Origin of the sequence: Mesorhizobium vachelliae (assembly GCF_033977325.1) — a bacterium.
Taxonomy (GTDB): Bacteria; Pseudomonadota; Alphaproteobacteria; order Rhizobiales; family Rhizobiaceae; genus Mesorhizobium; species Mesorhizobium vachelliae.
Genome location: NZ_JAVIIR010000030.1, coordinates 1 through 18,715, shown reverse-complemented (window position 1 = coordinate 18,715; position 18,715 = coordinate 1). Strand labels below are relative to the sequence as shown.

18 protein-coding genes are annotated in these 18,715 nt (G+C 63.5%); 7 read left to right on the top strand and 11 right to left on the bottom strand.

Annotated elements, in window-relative coordinates; all coding sequences use genetic code 11:
• Nucleotides 1-72: 72 nt before the first annotated feature.
• Nucleotides 73-1,653, top strand: a complete 1,581-nt coding sequence (locus RFM41_RS32640) for a hypothetical protein (protein WP_320244679.1) — start codon at nucleotides 73-75, stop codon at nucleotides 1,651-1,653.
• Between the two features lie 112 nt (nucleotides 1,654-1,765).
• Here the strand turns inward: RFM41_RS32640 and RFM41_RS32635 are convergent, their stop codons facing one another.
• Both RFM41_RS32635 and RFM41_RS32630 read right to left on the bottom strand, forming a co-directional pair.
• Entirely contained in the window at nucleotides 1,766-2,419 is a 654-nt protein-coding gene (locus RFM41_RS32635; RefSeq protein ID WP_320244680.1) for a hypothetical protein, read from the bottom strand.
• Nucleotides 2,416-2,715: a DUF3572 domain-containing protein gene (locus RFM41_RS32630; RefSeq protein WP_320244682.1), complete on the bottom strand. Its 300-nt coding sequence runs from the start codon at nucleotides 2,713-2,715 to the stop codon at nucleotides 2,416-2,418. Before RFM41_RS32630 ends, RFM41_RS32635 begins: the two co-directional genes overlap by 4 nt.
• Before the next feature lie 239 nt (nucleotides 2,716-2,954).
• Here RFM41_RS32630 and RFM41_RS32625 point away from each other — a divergent pair, with 239 nt between their 5' ends.
• Together RFM41_RS32625 and RFM41_RS32620 are read left to right on the top strand one after the other, a co-directional pair.
• Nucleotides 2,955-3,326: a response regulator gene (locus RFM41_RS32625; RefSeq protein ID WP_040995610.1), complete on the top strand. Its 372-nt coding sequence runs from the start codon at nucleotides 2,955-2,957 to the stop codon at nucleotides 3,324-3,326.
• Between the two features lie 33 nt (nucleotides 3,327-3,359).
• Entirely contained in the window at nucleotides 3,360-4,733 is a 1,374-nt protein-coding gene (locus RFM41_RS32620; protein WP_320244685.1) for a PleD family two-component system response regulator, read from the top strand.
• 656 nt (nucleotides 4,734-5,389) lie between these two features.
• On the opposite strand, the gene rpmG is transcribed toward RFM41_RS32620, so the two are convergent.
• From rpmG to RFM41_RS32575, 9 genes are all read right to left on the bottom strand, one after another.
• Nucleotides 5,390-5,557 carry a 50S ribosomal protein L33 gene (gene rpmG, locus RFM41_RS32615; protein WP_040995604.1) on the bottom strand — a complete coding sequence of 56 codons (168 nt, stop codon included), beginning with the start codon at nucleotides 5,555-5,557 and terminating at the stop codon, nucleotides 5,390-5,392.
• Nucleotides 5,558-5,714: 157 nt separating this feature from the next.
• Nucleotides 5,715-6,077 (bottom strand): YybH family protein, encoded by a 363-nt coding sequence (locus RFM41_RS32610; protein ID WP_320244688.1) that lies wholly within the window; start codon nucleotides 6,075-6,077, stop codon nucleotides 5,715-5,717.
• A gap of 35 nt (nucleotides 6,078-6,112) precedes the next feature.
• Nucleotides 6,113-6,598, bottom strand: coding sequence for a YqfO family protein (locus RFM41_RS32605; RefSeq protein ID WP_320244691.1), 486 nt, complete (start codon nucleotides 6,596-6,598; stop codon nucleotides 6,113-6,115).
• A 191-nt stretch (nucleotides 6,599-6,789) separates the two neighbouring features.
• Nucleotides 6,790-7,965 (bottom strand): MFS transporter, encoded by a 1,176-nt coding sequence (locus tag RFM41_RS32600; protein ID WP_320244694.1) that lies wholly within the window; start codon nucleotides 7,963-7,965, stop codon nucleotides 6,790-6,792.
• 20 nt (nucleotides 7,966-7,985) lie between these two features.
• Nucleotides 7,986-8,726 (bottom strand): NUDIX hydrolase, encoded by a 741-nt coding sequence (locus RFM41_RS32595; RefSeq protein ID WP_320244696.1) that lies wholly within the window; start codon nucleotides 8,724-8,726, stop codon nucleotides 7,986-7,988.
• A gap of 88 nt (nucleotides 8,727-8,814) precedes the next feature.
• Entirely contained in the window at nucleotides 8,815-9,261 is a 447-nt protein-coding gene (locus RFM41_RS32590; protein ID WP_320244698.1) for a DUF983 domain-containing protein, read from the bottom strand.
• Entirely contained in the window at nucleotides 9,261-11,570 is a 2,310-nt protein-coding gene (rnr, locus tag RFM41_RS32585; RefSeq protein ID WP_430691471.1) for a ribonuclease R, read from the bottom strand. The genes RFM41_RS32590 and rnr overlap by 1 nt, the downstream gene beginning before the upstream one ends.
• Nucleotides 11,571-11,575: 5 nt before the next feature.
• Nucleotides 11,576-14,143 carry a type I DNA topoisomerase gene (gene topA / locus RFM41_RS32580; RefSeq protein WP_320244700.1) on the bottom strand — a complete coding sequence of 856 codons (2,568 nt, stop codon included), beginning with the start codon at nucleotides 14,141-14,143 and terminating at the stop codon, nucleotides 11,576-11,578.
• Nucleotides 14,144-14,422: 279 nt separating this feature from the next.
• Nucleotides 14,423-14,800 carry a COG4315 family predicted lipoprotein gene (locus RFM41_RS32575; RefSeq protein WP_041007191.1) on the bottom strand — a complete coding sequence of 126 codons (378 nt, stop codon included), beginning with the start codon at nucleotides 14,798-14,800 and terminating at the stop codon, nucleotides 14,423-14,425.
• Between the two features lie 166 nt (nucleotides 14,801-14,966).
• On the opposite strand from RFM41_RS32575, the gene RFM41_RS32570 reads away from it, so the two are divergent.
• The 4 genes from RFM41_RS32570 to RFM41_RS32555 form a co-directional block, all read left to right on the top strand.
• On the top strand, nucleotides 14,967-15,713 hold the full coding sequence (locus tag RFM41_RS32570; RefSeq protein WP_320244707.1) for a cytochrome c biogenesis CcdA family protein: 747 nt from the start codon (nucleotides 14,967-14,969) through the stop codon (nucleotides 15,711-15,713).
• A gap of 20 nt (nucleotides 15,714-15,733) precedes the next feature.
• The gene (locus RFM41_RS32565; RefSeq protein WP_320244709.1) at nucleotides 15,734-16,228 is read left to right on the top strand and encodes a DUF6841 family protein; all 495 of its coding nucleotides are present in this window, start codon (nucleotides 15,734-15,736) and stop codon (nucleotides 16,226-16,228) included.
• 143 nt (nucleotides 16,229-16,371) lie between these two features.
• Nucleotides 16,372-17,739, top strand: a complete 1,368-nt coding sequence (gene glmU, locus RFM41_RS32560; RefSeq protein WP_320244712.1) for a bifunctional UDP-N-acetylglucosamine diphosphorylase/glucosamine-1-phosphate N-acetyltransferase GlmU — start codon at nucleotides 16,372-16,374, stop codon at nucleotides 17,737-17,739.
• A 235-nt stretch (nucleotides 17,740-17,974) separates the two neighbouring features.
• Nucleotides 17,975-18,715: glutamine--fructose-6-phosphate aminotransferase (locus tag RFM41_RS32555; protein ID WP_502572756.1), on the top strand; the 741-nt coding region annotated here is incomplete at its 3' end.

Here is an 18,715-nt window from a genome sequence, read left to right as displayed (position 1 = left end):
GCGTCTTGCGGCTGTAACGCTTCTTGCCTACCAGAAGCGCAAATCATTCTGCCGGAGCCACGGAGTACCAACGTGAAGCGTGTTTTGCCACTTGCCTTTGCCCTTGCGCTCTGCGCGCCAGCCTTTGCCCAGACCGTCGACAACCAAGGCGCCAAGGATCTGTCCGACAATCTGTCGCGCTATTTCGGCAAGCAGGCCTTCGACAAGGGCGTGCTCAAGGTTTCGGTCGAAGGCGACGCCTACAAGATCGCGTTCGACATCAAGGCGCTCGTCAACACGCTGCCGCAGCAGAAGCTCCTGAAATTCGACATGGCGCCATACGCGCTGATGGTGAAGCCGCGCAGCGACGGATCATGGGATGTCTCGTCGAATTTCTCGCAGGGCGCGTCCTTCGAATTCGATGGGCCGGAGGGCCGTCAGAGCATGGAGTTCACGATCAAGGACGGCAAGCTGACCAGCGTCTATGATCCGGCCCTCGCCGCCTTCACCAACGCGACCAGCTCATTGGTCGGGATGACCATGACGTCCCGGCAAGCCAAGCAGCAGGCAGATGTCTCGACCGGGGCCGGCACTGCAACGGTGACCGCGACCAAATCCGCCAATGGCGGCGTGGACTTCACGGCCACGCAAAAAGTTTCGGACTTCGTCGAGATGATCAAGGTGAATGATCCCAACAACGGGATGAATTTTCCGCTCACCTTGAAAACGCCGGAACTTTCGGTGGACGCAAACGGCAAAGGCGTACGAACCAAGCCACTGCTGGACCTGCTCGCCTTTGCCGTGGCGAATGAAGACGAAGCCAAGCTCAAGGCGAACCAGGCCGAGCTCAAATCGCTCATGCTGGCCGCGCTGCCCATCTGGGAAAGGGTCGACGGCAATTACGGCTTCAAGGATTTCGAGGTGGACAGCCCGGTCGGCAAATTCGGGGCCGCGCAATTCAGCACTGCATTCGGAATGGACGGCGTCTCCCAGAATGGCAAGGTCGATTACACGATCAAGGCCTCTGGGCTGACGATCCCGCATCAGACCCTGCCCGACTGGACAGTACCGCTGTTGCCCACCGACATCGATCTGCACTTCGGGGGCGCCAATATCGATCTCGATACGATGGCGAAAAAAGCGATCGAAGCCTTTGATCTCAATAAGAATCCGCCGCTCTCGGATGAATTCGGCAAAGCTCTGGTCGCCGATTTCAAGGCCAAGAATCCGAAGGTCGTCATCGGGCACAGCACGGTGAAGAACGGCGCCATCGAGGTCGCGATGGAAGGCGAGATGACCTTCCCCGGCGAAAAACCCGATGCGACGATGACCGTCGACGTCGCCGGCTATGACAAGATCGTCGATGTCCTGAAGGAAGGGGCCAAAAGCGATGAGCAAATGGCGCAGGCCTTCCCCTTTGCCCTGGCGGTCAAAGGTTTTGGCAAGACGCTGCCCGACGGCCGGCTGGAGTGGGTGATCAACACCAAGGCCGATGGGTCGGTCACGGTCAATGGCGCGATGCTGAAGGGGCCGGATCAAGTCCAGGACGACGGCGCGGGCCAGGGTGGCAACTCGGGTGATGACGGCGCGAATGGAACGGACAATTCGACCGGAGGCGGCGACGATTCGGATGGCGGCGACAATGGCGGGGCAGGCGCGAAGCTGCAGCCGTGAGCGCTAGCGCCAGAGCAATTCCGAGAAGAAGCGGAACGCGGCCGTCCGTCCGGAATTGCGTGAAAACAAGGAGATAGAGCGGTTCGCCGGTTCCATGGAACGGCGAACCGCTCTAAAGCCCGAGCGCGCTTGCGATCTTTGGCGCTGCCTCGCGCCAGTCCTCGACCGAGATGATGTCTTGCGGCGTCGGCGGCAGGAAGGCGCGCAACGAATTGTCGGCCATCAAATGGAAGAGGTGCGCGTCCGCGACGGAATTGCGCGCCGAGATCAGGTTGGAGGGCTGGTCGTCGACGAAGGCGACCGGTCGGCCTTTAAGGCCGCGTAGTTTGGCAATGGCCGGCCCCTTGGCCATCTCTGTCGTCAGCAGCGGATAATCGAGCCCCAGCGCATCGAGATGCGCGCGGCGCACGGCGCGATGCTTGTGCGGCATGGCGGTCAGCATGACGATCTCGGCGCCTTGTCCAAGCATCGCCAGGGCATCCGCCGCGCCCTCGGTGATGCTTTGCCAATCCGCCTGGGTGTCGAAGAAATCGCCGAGCAGCGCCGTCACTTCCGGCTGTTCGATCAGGCGCCCCGTTGCGGTTTCGGCGATGTTGCCGGTGAGGCGGAAGGATGCCAGCGTCAGCCCGAAGCCGCGTGTTTTCAGGAAATGCGGGAAGGGCCGGACGAATTCGAGCACGACATCGTCGACATCGAGCACCAGCAGCGGCCGGTCGTCGGCGGCAAGCTCTTCGATCTGCCGCGCCGTCTCGGGATCGTCGCTCATGTCGAACGCTCGTGATCGTCGTTGCCGAGCGGGAGCGCGCGCAGCGCCTTGCCAACATCGGCCGGCGGCGTGCCGGTCTCCTCGGCGAAGCGCAGCAGCGTCGGCTCGTGGGCGAGGATGAATTGCAGGACGCCGGCCAGGAAGCCGGGCTCCGCGGCGGCCCTCCGAATCGCGTTCGCCTCGATGCCGGTGATCGCCAGGAAACGGGGCAGGAGTTCGGGATCCGCGGCAACGAAGCCCAGTGCCTTGACGGCAATGGTTTCCACTTCCTCGCGCATTGACGCTGCGTTCGCCATCATTACCTTTGGAATGTGGATTTTATCGAGTCTCCTTCCGCAGTAACGGCAAGCGTCGCTTGCGGCAAGCCTCCGCTCTCTCCCGTTCAACGTCCGAAGGTGGAATTGGTGCAGCTTTCCAACCTCCGGTTTCCGTTTCGTCAATCATATTGGGCTAGAGTGGAAAAGGGTTGGGTGCGGTCCGAAGGGGACGCATTGCGACGGCCTTCGGCTTCGAGGGCGGTCGGGACGGGAAGCTGATGGCTAAGAAGGTCATGATCGTCGAGGACAACGAGCTCAACATGAAGCTCTTTCGGGACCTCATCGAAGCCAGCGGTTACGACACTGTTCGCACACGCAACGGGCTGGAGGCGCTGGATCTCGCGCGCCAGCACCGGCCGGACCTCATCCTCATGGACATCCAGCTGCCCGAAGTCTCCGGCCTGGAAGTGACGAAATGGCTGAAGGAAGACGACGAGCTGCATTCGATTCCCGTTATCGCCGTCACCGCCTTCGCCATGAAGGGCGATGAGGAGCGCATCCGCCAGGGCGGTTGCGAGGCCTATATCTCCAAGCCGATCTCGGTGCCGCGCTTCATCGAGACGATCAAATCCTATCTGGGCGACGCCTAATGCCCGAGACCAGCAGAACCGGAGTTTTTTGAGATGACAGCGCGGATCCTCGTCGTCGACGATATCCCCGCCAATGTGCGGCTGCTGGAGGTTCGGCTGCTTGCCGAGTATTTCGAGGTGCTGACGGCCAATAACGGCCCGGATGCGATCGAAACCTGCGAGAACGGCAAGGTCGACGTCGTGCTGCTCGACGTGATGATGCCAGACATGGACGGATTCGAGGTCTGCAAGCGCCTGAAGAGCGATCCGGCGACCTCGCATATCCCCGTCGTCATGATCACCGCGCTCGACCAGGTTTCGGACCGGGTGCGCGGTCTCGAGGCCGGCGCGGACGATTTTCTGACCAAGCCGGTCAACGACCTGCAGCTGATGACGCGCGTGAAGAGCCTCGTCAGGCTGAAATCGCTGACCGACGAGCTCAGGCTGCGCGCCTCGACCACGCGCAATATCGGCATCGAAGAACTCCTGAGCCGCGATTTCGCGACCGGGGACGCCAAGCCGAAGGTGCTCCTCATCGACGAGCGCAGGTCTTCCGTCGAACGTATCCAGAAGATGCTGCGCAACAATGCCGAGCTCGATGTCGCGACCGATCCGAATGCAGGGCTCTTCCAGGCGGCCGAGACACCGTATGATTGCGTGCTGATCTCGACCGCCTTCTCCGGCTTCGATGCCCTGAGGCTCTGCTCGCAGCTGCGTTCGCTAGACCGCACCCGCTTCCTGCCGATCATGCTTTTAGCCGACGAGGGCGAGGAGGGCCGCATCCTGCGCGGGCTGGAGCTTGGCATCAACGATTACCTGATCCGGCCGATCGACCAGCACGAGCTGACGGCGCGCCTGCGCACGCAGGTGCGGCGCAAGCGCTATAACGACCAATTGCGTGCCAGCGTCGCCCAGACCATCGAGATGGCTGTGATCGACGGGCTGACCGGGCTGCATAACCGGCGTTACCTCGACAGCCATCTGCAGACGCTGTTCGATCGCGCCGTGGCGCGGCGACGGCCACTGTCGGTGATGATCACCGATCTCGATCGCTTCAAGTCGATCAACGACACTTATGGCCATGACGGCGGCGACGATGTGCTGCGCGAATTCGCCAGGCGGCTGCGCAAGAATGTGCGCGGCATCGATCTCGCCTGCCGGTTCGGCGGCGAGGAGTTCGTCGTGGTGATGCCGGATACCGATGGCGCGGTCGCCGAGAAGGTCGCCGAGCGCATACGCGCCGAGATTGCGCAGGCGCCGTTTGCGGTCGGCAACGACGGCAAGACGATCGAGGTCACGGTCAGCGTCGGCGTGTCTTCGCTGCTGAAAGGGACCGACAGCGTCGCGGCGCTGATGAAACGCGCCGACCTTGCGCTCTATGAGGCCAAAAGCGGCGGCCGCAACCGGGTCGTCGCCAAGGCAGCCTGAAGCGCGTCGCGATCCTTGGGGATTCGCTCCACGCGCTTTGGATTTCGACCTTGTGGATGTCTTTGTCCCGACGCCGGTTCCCACTTTCGGGAGAGATGCTTCGGGAAGGAAGCTGATTCCCGGCCGCCCCAACAGGGTTACAAATTTACCTTAACCCAAGCGATTCGCGAACGGTGGTTAAGAAATGGTTGATTTTTATAAGGTCTTGCGCAAATCTGCGACGCATGGACAGAAGACGAGCACGGCACGAGGGTAGACTAGCCGGCTCGATCCAGAAATACCCCATGATGCTCAGGTCCGCCGCATCTCCTGGGTCCGTGGGGTCGGCCGGCCGGCGCTGGCACATAGTGGCCTCCTCGTACCGCTGCCAAACGCCGACCGGCCCCCTTTTCTACAAAAACCGCGACCGGGATCTTGCGCAGACAGCCGCACGGCTCCTCTGCCGCCCGGCCGTTTCTCGCCGGAAAGCCGTGTCGGACTTTTCCTGGAATTTGCCTAAAGCGCGTCGCGATCTTTCAGATCCGCTCCTTGCGCTTTAGGCTCTTGATTTTACGCATGTCTTTATCCCGAAACCGGTTTCCCACTTTCGGGAGCCATGCTTTAAAACAAAAACGCCGCCCAAAGGGCGGCGTTTTTGATCTCTCAGGATAACCAGATCACTTGATCTTGGTTTCCTTGAACTCGACGTGCTTCTTGGCGATCGGATCGTACTTGCGGAACGAGAGCTTGTCCGTCTTGGTACGGCTGTTCTTGCTGGTCACGTAGAAGAACCCGGTGTCGGCGGTCGACAGAAGCTTGATCTTGATGTTTGCGGCTTTGGCCATGATGTTCGTCCGTTAATGTTCGTGGAGTTTTGGCCGCTGGAGCACGGGGAAAACACCCGGACGCGGGAAACTTGGCGCGACACATAAAGAACGCGCCCGGAAAGTCAAGCCCGGGCGCCTTCCAAGGATCGTTTCGGGCACTACGACGAGCCATGGCTCATGCAAGGATGGATGGCTGGTCGATCACCCAAAGCCATGTCCCATCGCCTTGCCGGCGGGCAATTTCCGCTGTCACCGTGCCATCGGCAAGGCGCGTGGAGGTGAGCGCCAAATCTCCGTTGACCATCGCCGGACGCTGATCTCCAAGCTCAAACCTTGGCCCCGCCATCACCAACCTGGCGTAGAACGCGCGGATGGCGTCCCTGCCGCGCGCCAATTGCCCGCCGCCGATATCGAGGACGGCATCGGGCGCGTAGAGAGCGGCCATTCCTTCCGCGTCTCCCGCCTGCTGGCGAGAAACCAAAAGCCGCGCCAGGTCCTGGGGATCGCTTGCGGGCTTGCGGGTTGCTTCGTCATTCATCGAGCGATCTCCTCAAACACCACAAGGCTCCGGCGTCACTCCGCCGCGACCGATTCCGGCCGTGGCGCCTTGCCTGGTCGATCCTCATCCGCCTTTTTCCAGTCTCCCGTCGTGTTCCACCAGCGGTTCGGATTGGCGCGGTCGTCCAGGCCCTTGGAACGGCTGGCGAGCAGCGGCTGGATGCGGATGACGGGCTCCTGATAGGAATGGGCCTGGAATATCGCCTCGACGACGCGGGCGGCGAGCGCCTGATCGTCGGCGATCTCGAACGATACTTCGACGGTGCCCGGCCGCCGGCGCAATTCCGTCTCGGCGCCGGCGGCGGCGCCTTCGAGCGGCCGGTAGCGCTCGATGCCTTGCGCCGACTGATAGGCGTTGGCGTCATACTTGCCCATGCGCAGCGGCGTGATCGCCACCACGGCCTCCATGATGCGCTCGACATCGGCGGCCGGCGCCTGGAATGTGACGAGCAGAAGCAGTTCCATCCTGAGGGATCTGGTTTCAAAGCCGCTGTCGATCATCGCAATTCTCCTACCTCGCGTTGAAGGCAGGGTATAGCAGGGGTGCTGCTGACACGGTGATGTCAGGATGCCCGACGTTCAGGACATCCGCCTAAAGCGCGTCGCGATCTTTCAGGTTCGCTCCATGCGCTTTAGGTTTTTGATTTTACGCATCTCTCCCGAAACCGGTTCCCACTTTCGGGAGACATGCCCTAGAGAATCTTGCGCACCAGCCTGACCAGGACCAGAAGCATGTAGGCGGCGAAGAAGACCGCCAGGGACCAGCCGAATCCCGAGGGGCCGAAGGCGTCCATGCCGATGCCGATCGCCTGTGGGCCGATCACCATCCCAACCCCGTAGCAAAGCACGAAGGCGGCATTTGCCGATGCCAGTTCATGGCCGGAAAGCTGCGAGCCGAGATGGGCGAGGCCGATCGTGTACATGGCGGCCACGACGCCGCCCCAGACGAACAGAAGGGCCGCCATCAGATGCCAGTTCTGCGCGAAGAACGGCATGAAGACGGTGCCGACGAGGCCGACGGTGGCGCAGGCCAGAAGTAGGTAGCGGCGGTCGGAGACACGGTCGCTGATCATGCCGATCGGGATCTGCAGAAGCACGTTGCCGAGGCCGATCATGGTCAGCAGGAGCGCTGCGTCGGCCTCGGAATAGCCGATCCGGCTGCCATAGACGGGGAACAGCGAGAAACCGCCGGTCTCGACCGCGCCGAAGACAAGCACGGCGAAGGTCGCGGTCGGCACCATCCAGATGTAGCGCAGGAAATGGCTGGTCTCGCTGTCGGCGACGATGCTCGGACTCTCGTTGCGGGCCGCAAGCACCGGAATGGCGGCAAGCGTCACCAGCGCTATGGTGACGCCGAATGGCAGGAAGCCCGAACTGCCGAGATGGGCGAACAGCCAGGGTCCGGCGGCAAAGCCGAGTGACAAGACGGTGGCGTAGATGCCAAGCACAAGGCCGCGGCGGCTCGGCGGGGCGGAGGTGCTGATCCAGAATTCCGACAGGATGAACAGCACCGTCAGCGAGATGTGCAGGGCGACGCGGAGCGGGAACCACATCCAGAAGTCCGGCGCGAAATGGAAGCCGACAAAGGCGAGCGCGCCGATGGCAATCATCAACAGCATTGTCCAGGCAACGCCGAGCCGCATGGCAAGCGGCGTGGCCAGAGGCGCGCCGGCGATCGAGGCGAGGCCGGCGACGGCGGTGTTGAGGCCGATCATCGAGGCGGAATGGCCGCGGCTTTCCAGAATGACGCTGAGCAGCGGCATGCCGAGGCCGATGGCGATGCCGACGACGCTGATCGAGGAGATCGCCGCGACCATCGGCAGCCAGTGTACGCGTTCGTCGCCCTTTTGTTGGGTATCGACCGTCATGGGATCAAGATGCTCTGCTTCTAAAGGACTTCGCGGACGAAGCGGTTGCGGACGAGCCGGAAGAACGGCACGGCGCCGCCCGGCCGCAGCAATGGATCGTCGGCAAGCCGACCTTCCAGTTCTTCCAGGATCATGCCGGTAATGTCAGGGATGTCGGCCTTGCGGGCATCGGCAAGCGGCAGCCAGACGAGTTCCTCCAGCTCGTTGGTCGGGCCGCCGCCGGGCAGTTCCACGGCAACGTCGTGGCGCCAGGCGCTGAAGAAACGCGTGTCGAAACGACGCACGCGATTGGGCGGAGTGATGGCGCGGGCGACGAAGCGTAGCACGTCCAGCGATGGGATGACGCCATGCTCGGCGAACCCCTGCCAGTCACGCTTCGCGGTCGAGAAGGCGCCCTTGCGGCCGATCAGCAGGCCGGCTTCCTCATAGGTCTCGCGAATCGCCGACAGGGCGATTGCCCGCGCCCGCGCCGCGCTGGCGCGGCCGGGGCCGGCGACCAGCTTTTTCTCTTCTTCGCCGCGCAGAGGCGCGCCGACGGGAATGCGGCTGTCCGCGGGATCGGTGCGGCCGCCGGGAAAGACGAATTTTCCGGGCATGAAGGCGTGCCTGGCGTGGCGCCTGCCCATCAGCACCAGGACGTCCTTGTCCTGGCGATCGAGCAGGATGAGGGTCGCGGCATCACGCGGACGCAACGCCCGGCCGCTGCGCACGGCCAGGCCCTTATCGAGCTTGTCGACATCCGCCTTGGTCATTCCTTCCATGGGCTCGACCTAGCGGAAACTTCCTTGATGTGAAAGTGGCTTGCGTGTCGCGGCCTTTGAACCAGGGCGGACGGCGGTGCAACCGGGCTTATGAATGGCTCTCGAATTCGTCCTTCTCGTCGCCGAAGCCGTGCATATAAAGCGCCCATTGCAGGCCGATGACGGCGCCCTTGACCGGCTGCAGCAGCGCGACGGCCAGAATAATGGTTAGCGGCACCCAGATCAGCGCGTGCTGCCACAGCGTGAGCGTCGAGGTAGCCTCCACGGCCATGAAGGAGCCAACCACGATGTGGCCGACAATGACGATGACCAAATAGGCAGGCAGGTCGTCCGCGCGATGGTGATGGAGTTCCTCGCCGCAGACCTCGCACTTGTCCACGGGCTTCACGAACGCGCGGAACAACTTTCCCTTGCCGCAATGCGGGCAGCGGCCGAGCATGCCGCGCTTCATCGCCGTCCAAAGGGGACGCGCGGCGCGACCCGAATGATGCTCGCCGCCGAAAACCTGTTCTTCCACCTGGGAATTGCTTGGCATTACCGTCTCCTGCCGCGCGGACCAACGCGCGATTGCGACGCGCGGGCGCGGCCTTTGGCCTTGTGGAACGACCGCCTGGAGCCGGGCAGGGGCTTCGGGTCGGTCAGCATCTCGAAACGCATCGCGCCTGCCATCGGCGCGACCTCGACCAGCCGGACTTCGACGCGATCGGCAAGCTGATAGCCCTTGCCGGTGCGTTCGCCGAACAGCGATCGGGCGGTTTCGTCATAGATATAGTAGTCGCCGCCCAGAGTTGACACCGGAATAAAGCCGTCGGCGCCATACTGCGGCAATTGGACAAAGAGCCCGGCCTTGGTGACGCCGGAGATGCGCGCGTCGAATGTGTCGTTGACGCGCTCGGCGAGATAGGCGGCGACCAGACGGTCGACCGTATCGCGTTCGGCGGCCATCGCGCGGCGTTCCGTGGCCGAGATCAGCGCGGCGACCTCCTCCAGCCGCTCCGCCTCCTGTTGCGTCAGGCCGCCGGGCCCGAGGCCAAGTGCCGAGATCAGCCCGCGGTGCACGATCAGATCGGCATAGCGGCGGATCGGCGATGTGAAATGCGCATAGCGCCTGAGGTTGAGGCCGAAATGGCCGATGTTCTTCGGCGAATACTCGGCCTGGCTCTGCGAGCGCAGCACCACTTCGTTGACCAGCGCCTCGTTGTCGGCGCCGCGCACCCGCTCCAGGATGCCGTTGAACTGGCTGGGCCGCATCTGCGCGCCGCGCGCCAGGGACAGGCTGAGCGTTTGCAGGAAGTCGCGCAACGATTCCTGCTTGGCGAGCGACGGCGCGTCATGGATACGGTAGACGAGGGGCTCTTTCTTGCCCTCCAAGGTCTCGGCGGCCGCGACATTGGCCTGGATCATGAACTCCTCGATGAGCTTATGCGCGTCCAGTCGCTCCGGCACGATGACGCGGTCGACTGTGCCGTCTGGCTTCAGCAGGATCTTGCGCTCCGGCAGGTCGAGCTCCAGTGGCTGGCGGGCGTCGCGGCCGCGCTTCAGCACGGCATAAGCGTCCCAGAGAGGCTTCAGGACGCTGTCCAGGATCGGCCGCGTCTTGTCGTCGGGCACGCCGTCGATCGCCGCCTGCGCCTGCGGATAGGCAAGCTTGGCCGCCGACCTCATCATGACGCGGTGGAAGGAGTGCCTGAGCTTGCGGCCTTCCGAGGAGAAGGTCATGCGCACGGCGATGGCCGGACGATCCTCGCCCTCGCGCAGCGAGCAGAGGTCGTTCGAGATGCGTTCGGGCAGCATCGGCACGACCCGGTCCGGGAAATAGACCGAATTGCCGCGCTTCAGGGCCTCGCGGTCGAGTGGCTTGCCATAGCGCACATAGGCCGCGACATCGGCGATCGCCACGGTGACGACAGCGCCACCTGGGTTCTTCTCGTCCGTATCGGGCGTGGCGAAGACGGCGTCGTCATGGTCTTTCGCATCGGCCGGATCGATGGTCACCAGCGGCAGGTCGCGCCAATCCTCGCGGTGATCGAGCGTCGCCGGTTTCGCCGCTTCGGCCTCGGCAATCACGTCCACCGGAAAGACATGGGGAATGTCGTGGGCGTGGATGGCGATCATCGAGACCGCCTTCTCGCTGCTCAAGGATCCCAGCACAGCCAGCACCTTGGCGCGCGGCAGGCCATAGCGGGAGGCGCGGGCCGGCTCGACCTCGACGAGGTCGCCGTTCTTGGCGCCATTCTGGAATTCCTTGTCGACGATCAGCTCCGGCTGGCGCCGTTCGACCGGCTCGATGCGGAAAGTGCCGTCCTTGAGCACGCGGAAGACGCCAAGCACCGCGTCGCTGCGCTTCTCGAAGATCTTCATCACCCGCCCGGTATAGGCAGGGCCTGACGGATCGTCGGTCGGGAAGGTTTTTGCGAGCACGCGGTCGCCGATGCCGGGCACGGGGCCGCTGGCGCCGCGCGACATGCGGATGGCAATGACGGGCGGAGAACCGGCGCCGGTATATTCGCTCGGATTGGCCAAGAGCACGCCGTCGCCGTCGCGGCCGAAAATATCGAGCACGGCGACGTGCGGCACGGCGCCGACGCGGGTGAGGCGCTTGCGCTCCTTGGTCAGAAGGCCCTCATCCTGCAGGTCGCGCAACATGTCCTTCAGCCAGACGCGATCTCCGCCGCGCAGCGCGAAGGCCTTGGCGATCTCGCGCTTGCCGGAGCGGTCGGGATTTTCGGCGATGTAGCGCAGGATCTCGTCGCGCGAGGGCCGGTAATCGTCCTTGACCACCTTGGCTCTCGTGTCGGCGTGGCGCGGATCGCCGTGGCTTCTTCCGGAGATCCTGCGCGCCACGCCTGCTACCCCTTCTTCGCCGCCCTGCGGAAGGGCTTCTTGCCGCCTCCGCCCTTGGCTTCCTTTTCGGCGATCAGGGCGAGCGCCTCTTCCATTGTCACCGATTGCGGGTCCTTGCCCTTGGGCAGCGTCGCATTGACCTTGCCGTAGTTGACATAGGGCCCGTAGCGGCCGTCGCGGACGACGATCTTGCCGCCGCCGTCGGGATGGTCGCCAAGCTCCTTCAGAGCCGCGGGCGTGGCGCCGTTGCGGCCGCCCCTGCCCTTCTGCTGTTTCTCGGCGATCACCGAGACGGCGCGGTTGAGCCCGATCGAGAACACGTCCTCGATGCTCTCCAGATTGGCGTAGGTGCCGTCATGCAGCACGAACGGACCGTAGCGCCCGAGGCCGGCGGAGATCATCTTGCCGGTTTCGGGATGTTTTCCCACATCGCGCGGCAGAGCCAGTAGTGCCAGCGCCTTCTCGTGGTCGATCTGTTCGGGCGTCCAGCCCTTGGGCAGGCTCGAGCGCTTGGCCTCCTTGCCTTCGCCGCGCTGGATATAGGGGCCGAAACGGCCGCTCCTCAGCGTGATTTCCTCCGCGGTATACGGGTCCTTGCCAAGCAACTTGACGCCGTCCTCGCCATTGCCGTTCTCGCCATTGGGATTGGCGGCGTCGCCGAGCTGGCGGGTGTAGGAGCATTCCGGATAGTTCGAGCAACCGACGAAAGCGCCGAACTTGCCGAGCTTCAGCGAGAGATTACCGGTGCCGCATTTCGGGCATATGCGCGGATTGGAACCGTCCTCGCGCTCGGGGAAGACCAGCGGCGCGAGTTCCTCATTGAGCGCATCGAGCACGTCGGCGACACGCAATTCCTTGATGTCGTCGACGGCGCCGGAGAAATCCTTCCAGAAGTCGCGCAGGACGTCCTTCCAGGCGAGCTTGCCGTCGGAAATCTCGTCAAGCTTCTCCTCGAGCGAAGCGGTGAAGTCATATTCGACGTAGCGCTCGAAGAAGCTTTCAAGGAAGGCCGAGAGCAGCCGGCCCTTGGCCTGCGGCACCAGCTTGCGGCGGTCGATGGTGACGTAGTCGCGGTCCTCGAGCGTCTTCAGGATCGCGGTGTAGGTCGACGGACGGCCGATGCCCAGCTCTTCCAGCTTCTTGATCAGCGAGGCCTCGGAATAGCGCGGCGGCGGCTCGGTGGTGTGCTGGGTGGCGTTGATCGCCTGGCGGGCAAGCTGCTCGCCGGAGCGGATCTCGGGCAGGCGGCGGCTCTCCTCGTCCTCCGCGTCCTCGTCCTTCTGATCGGTATAGGCGGCGATGAAGCCGTCGAAGCGGATGACCGAGCCGATCGCGCGAAGCTCCGCGGTGCGGGCGCCGTTGACCGCCTCGATCTCGACCGTGGTGCGCTCGATCTCGGCCGGCTGCATCTGGCTGGCGATGGCGCGCTTCCAGATCAGCTCGTAGAGGCGGGCCTGGTCGGCGTCGAGATATTGCCGAACGGAGGCCGGCGTGCGCTTGAAATCGGTCGGACGGATCGCCTCGTGGGCTTCCTGGGCGTTCTTGGCCTTGGCGGTATAAAAACGCGGCTTTTCCGGCAGGTATTTGGCGCCGAACTCGCTGACGATGGCGTTGCGGGCCGCCTCGATCGCTTCCGGCGCCATCTGCACGCCGTCGGTTCTCATATAGGTGATGAGGCCGGCGGTCTCGCCGCCGACATCCATGCCTTCATAGAGCTTCTGCGCCACCTGCATGGTGCGGTTGGCCGAAAAGCCAAGCCGCGAGGAGGCGGCCTGCTGCAGCGTCGAGGTGGTGAAGGGCGGGCCGGGATTGCGTTTTGTCGGCTTGGCTTCGACCGACAATGCCTTGAAGGTCGCGCCTTCGAGCATCGCCTTGATGTCGTCGGCCTGGCCCTTGTTGGCGATGTCGAGCTTTTGCAGCTTCTTGCCGGCAAAGGCGGTCAGCCGCGCCTCGAAACTGTCGTTGCGCGGCGTGTCGAGGATGGCGGCGATCTGCCAGTATTCCTCGCGGATGAAACGCTCGATCTCGGATTCGCGGTCGCTGACCAGACGCAGCGCCACCGACTGCACGCGGCCGGCCGAACGGGCGCCCGGCAGCTTGCGCCACAGAACCGGCGACAGGGTGAAGCCGACGAGATAGTCGAGCGCGCGGCGGGCGAGGTAGGCATCGACCAGCGGCGCATCGATCTGGCGCGGATTGGCCATCGCATCGAGCACCGAGGCCTTGGTGATGGCGTTGAAGACGACGCGGCTGACCGGCTTGTCCTTCAGCGCGCGCTTCTGCTTCAGGACTTCCAGCACGTGCCAGGAAATCGCCTCGCCCTCGCGATCCGGGTCGGTGGCGAGGATCAGGCCGTCGGCATCCTTGACCGCCTTGGCGATGTCGGCGAGGCGCTTGCCGGATGCGGTGTCGACCGACCAGGACATGGCGAAGTCCTCGTCGGGCCGCACCGAGCCGTCTTTGGCCGGCAGATCGCGAACATGGCCGAACGAGGCAAGGACCTTATAGTTCTTGCCGAGATATTTGTTGATTGTCTTCGCCTTGGCCGGCGATTCGACGACGACGACGTCCATGAGGTCTCTTAATCAGCTGTGAGGTGGCGGAAGAACTCCGCGACGCACGACGAAATCCCACTCTTTTCGTCGCTCACATGGCCGCGCTTTTGCAATCGGTCAAGGGGAGGCGGGCAATTTGGGAAGCGCCGATCGGCGATACACTCTTAGAGTGTATGGCAAAGATCACATTTTTTGGGGATGAAGGCATACACGCCTCAAACCGGGTGGACGACCGGTAAAAGACGACTGGCTGCCGGATCAAGCGAGCCGGCAGCCGGAGCATTCAACAGCTTGAGTTCAATCAGCCTTGACGACATGCCAGGCGCCGGCGACGCCTTCTCCGGTCATGTCGCCGGCCTTCTTGTCCTTGACGAACGTATAGACCGGCTTGCCGTCATAGGCCCACATGTGGGTGCCGTCGGTTCGCTTGACGACAGACCATTCGCCTTCGGTCTTCGCGCTCGCCTTGGCTTTCAGCGGCGGCCAGTTGGCGGCGCATTTGTCGTAGCAGTTGGACTTGCCCTTCTCGTCCTTGTCGAACGTGTAGAGCGTCATGCCCTTGGCGTCGGTATAGATCTTGGTGCCGCCGACTTCGGCTTCCTTCCATGCCTCGGCGGCGTGGGACGCGGCGGTGCCGAGCAAAAGGGCGGCAAACCCGAGAGCAATAGCTTTCATCATAAATCTCCCTGAGAACAAGCGCGCGGCAGTCGCGCGCTCATCCTGACAACGCATTGGGACGGCCGTTTCTTCCTTGGCGAAGCGGCGACGTGCCACACAATGGTGATTGGCGAAGGGCCCTTCGCATCGCTATATCGGCGCCAGCACAAGCAGGGCGGACGAAATGGCATTGGACATCGGCTATGTCAGCGCGGTCGGGGCAGGGGCGATCTCGTTCCTGTCGCCTTGCGTGCTGCCGCTGGTGCCGCCTTACCTGTGCTACATGGCCGGCGTCTCGGTCGACGATTTCCGCGGCAATCAAAGCGTGACGGCAAGAGAAGGCACGCGCGGCGCGCTGCTTTATGCTTCGCTCGCCTTCGTGCTCGGCTTCTCCACCGTCTTCGTCGCACTCGGCGCCGGTGCCTCGACCATCGGCCGCTTGCTGCGCGTCTGGCAGGAGCCGCTGGCGATGGTGGCGGGCGCGCTCATCATCATCATGGGCCTGAACTTCCTCGGCATCCTGCGCATTCCCCTTTTGTCGCGCGAGGCGCGCTTCCAGTCGCAGGGCAAGCCGGCCAGCATGGTCGCGGCCTATGTCATGGGACTGGCCTTCGCCTTCGGCTGGACGCCCTGCATTGGTCCAGTGCTGGGGCCGATCCTGACTTTGGCCGGCGGGCGCGAGACCGTGGGCGAGGGCGCGCTGCTTCTCGCCGCCTACTCGCTCGGCCTCGGCATCCCGTTCCTGATCGCGGCGCTGTTCTCCGGCGCCTTCATGCGCTTTCTCGGCAAATTCCGCGTTCATCTCGGCCGTGTCGAGAAGGCGATCGGCGCGCTGCTGGTGGTCGCCGGCGTGTTCTTCCTCACCGGCGGCGTGCAGAGCGCGTCCTACTGGTTGCTGGAGAATTTCCCTGTGCTGGGACGGCTGGGGTAACCGCTACCGTCGCCCGGAACGTGGCTGAAAGCTGGGCGTTACAAGCTTGTGCGCAAACAGTTGCGGCGAGGCAAAAAATGGTGGCCAAAGCGGACGTGCAAAAGTTCTTCGAGGTCTATCAGAAGGTCTACAACGACGCCATCGCCGGCAATGTCGATATGGACGATTTTGGAGCGATGTACTCGACCGGATTTGTTTCGGTCACGCCGGCCGGCGTCATGACCGGCGAGAACGGAGAGCAATTTCGAGGTATCATGAAGAACGGTTTTGAGGCCTATCGGGCGATGGGCAGCAAGACGATGACCTGCAAGGATGTGTCGGTGACGGCCATCGACCAGGACCATTGCGTGGCCAAGGTGGAATGGTCGGGCGAGTACGAGCGCAAGGACAAAAGTCGGGTCACCATCGATTTCGAGGTCGACTATCTCATCGAACGGCGCGATGGCAGCCTTAAGGTGTTTGGCTGGATCTCAGGCGACGAGCAGGCGGAATTCAGGAAGCATGGGTTGTTGTAATCGTGCTGCCCGATTCCGCGGCAAGACCCGCTGATTAAAAGTCAGTTGCTCAACTGTCTCACCGGAATTTAACCGCATTGGTGCAGCATCACCCGGCTGCTAGCATGCGTTGATTCAAAACCTTTTTCATACGGTTGCCTCCCATGAGCCAGAGATCCTGCCTGTCCGTTATCCTCGCCGCCGGCGAGGGCACGCGCATGAAAAGCGCCATGCCCAAGGTGCTGCATGCGATAGCCGGCCTGCCGATGGTGGCGCATGTGGTCAAAGCCGCCGAGTCGGCAGGCGCGTCCGGCGTGGCGCTGGTGATCGGCCACGGCGCCGAGGAGATGCGCAAGGCGGCGCAGAAATTCGCGCCGAAGGCGGAGACTTTCGTGCAGGAGAAGCGGCTCGGCACCGCGCATGCGGTGCTTGCCGCTCGCGAAGCGATATCAAAGGGTTACGACGACATTCTCGTCATGTTCGGCGATACGCCGCTGATCGACGCGCAAGCGCTGGCCGCCGCGCGACAGAAGCTCGCGGCTGGCGCCGCCGTCGCTGTCATCGGCTTCCGCCCGCCAAGCCCGACCGGTTACGGCCGGTTGATCGAAAAGGGCGGCCGCCTCGTCGCCATCCGCGAGGAGAAGGACTGCTCGGACGAGGAAAAGAAGATCGGCTTCTGCAATGCCGGCATGATGGCGGTGGCGGGCAAGCATGCGCTTCGGCTGCTCGACAAAATCGGCAACAAGAATGCCAAGGGAGAGTTCTACCTCACCGACATCGTCGAGATCGCCGGCGTGGAAGGGCTCGATGTGGTGGCGACGGAAGCGAGTTTCGAAAGCGCGCTCGGCATCAACAACCGGGCCGAGCTCGCCGAGGCGGAAGCGATCTGGCAGGCGCGCCGGCGGCGCGAGGCGATGCTGTCCGGCGTTACGCTGATCGCACCCGAAACCGTCTATTTCTCGCATGACACCGAGATCGGCGCCGACACGATCATCGAGCCCAATGTCTGGTTCGGCCCGGGCGTCAGGATCGCGTCGGGCGCCAAGATCCACGCCTTCAGCCATATCGAGGGCGCAACGATCGCATCCAATTGCGATGTGGGACCGTTCGCGCGGCTGCGGCCGGGCGCTGATCTTCGAAACAAGGCGAAAGTCGGCAATTTCTGCGAGGTCAAACAGGCGACCATCGAGGAGGGCGCTAAGGTCAACCACCTGACCTATATCGGCGACGCACGCGTGGGTGCCGCGGCCAATATCGGCGCCGGCACCATCACCTGCAACTATGACGGCTACTCAAAATTCTTCACCGATATCGGCGAGGGCGCCTTTGTCGGCTCGAATTCCTCGCTTGTGGCGCCGGTCTCGATCGGCAAGGGCGGCTATATCGCCTCGGGCAGCGTGATCACGGAATGCGTGCCGGACGACGCGCTGGCCTTCGGCCGCGCCCGCCAGAAGACGATCCCCGGCAAGGGCAAGGAGTTGCGCGCGCGCTTTGCCTCGGCCGCCGCGGCGAAGAAGAAGGCCGCGGAATGATCTCCAGCGCTTCCTCAAGGAGGCGCCCACAGCTCGATCAGATATGAACGAGTGGAAACCGGGGCCCTGAAAACCCGAGCGGTTCAGGTAACCGGATTGCAAGCGCCGTATGGCATGGTGCATGGAGCAAAAGACCGTTCCGCTGACACGGAACGAAACGCAAAGTGACTTTCGCGGCAGGCCGGCGATCCCCTAGATAACGCCGGGTTTTCCGCTGGGAATTGGGGCAAGCGCGATGTGCGGTATCGTTGGAATCGTCGGCCGAAGCCAAGTCGCGCCGCTCATCGTCGACGCGCTGAAGCGGCTCGAATATCGCGGCTACGACTCCGCCGGCGTCGCCACCATCGAGAAGGGCGAGCTTGGCCGCCGCCGCGCCGAAGGCAAGCTCATCAACCTCGAGCGCCGGCTGAAGGACGAGCCGCTCGACGGCACGATCGGCATCGGCCACACGCGCTGGGCGACGCATGGCGTGCCCAACGAGACCAACGCGCATCCGCATTTTTCCAACGGCGTCGCCATCGTCCACAACGGCATCATCGAGAATTTCGCCGAGCTGCGCGACGAGCTCACCCGCGACGGCTACAAATTCGCCTCGCAGACCGACACCGAGGTCGTTGCGCATCTGGTGGCGCGCGAGCTTGCCAAGGGGCTGAAGCCCGTGGAGGCCGCGCATGCGGCGCTGAAGCGTCTCTCAGGCGCCTTCGCGCTGGCGATCATGTTCAAGGGCGACGAGGACCTGATCGTCGGCGCCCGCAACGGTCCGCCTTTGGCCGTCGGCCATGGCGAGGGAGAGATGTTTTTGGGCTCGGACGCGATCGCGCTGGCGCCCTTCACCAACTCGATCACCTATCTCGAGGACGGCGACTGGGCCGTCGTGCGTCGCGAAAGCGTTACGATTTATGACATCGACGGCAACAAGGTCGACCGCAAGCGCCAGCAGTCGCTGTCGACCAGTTTCATGGTCGACAAGGGCAAC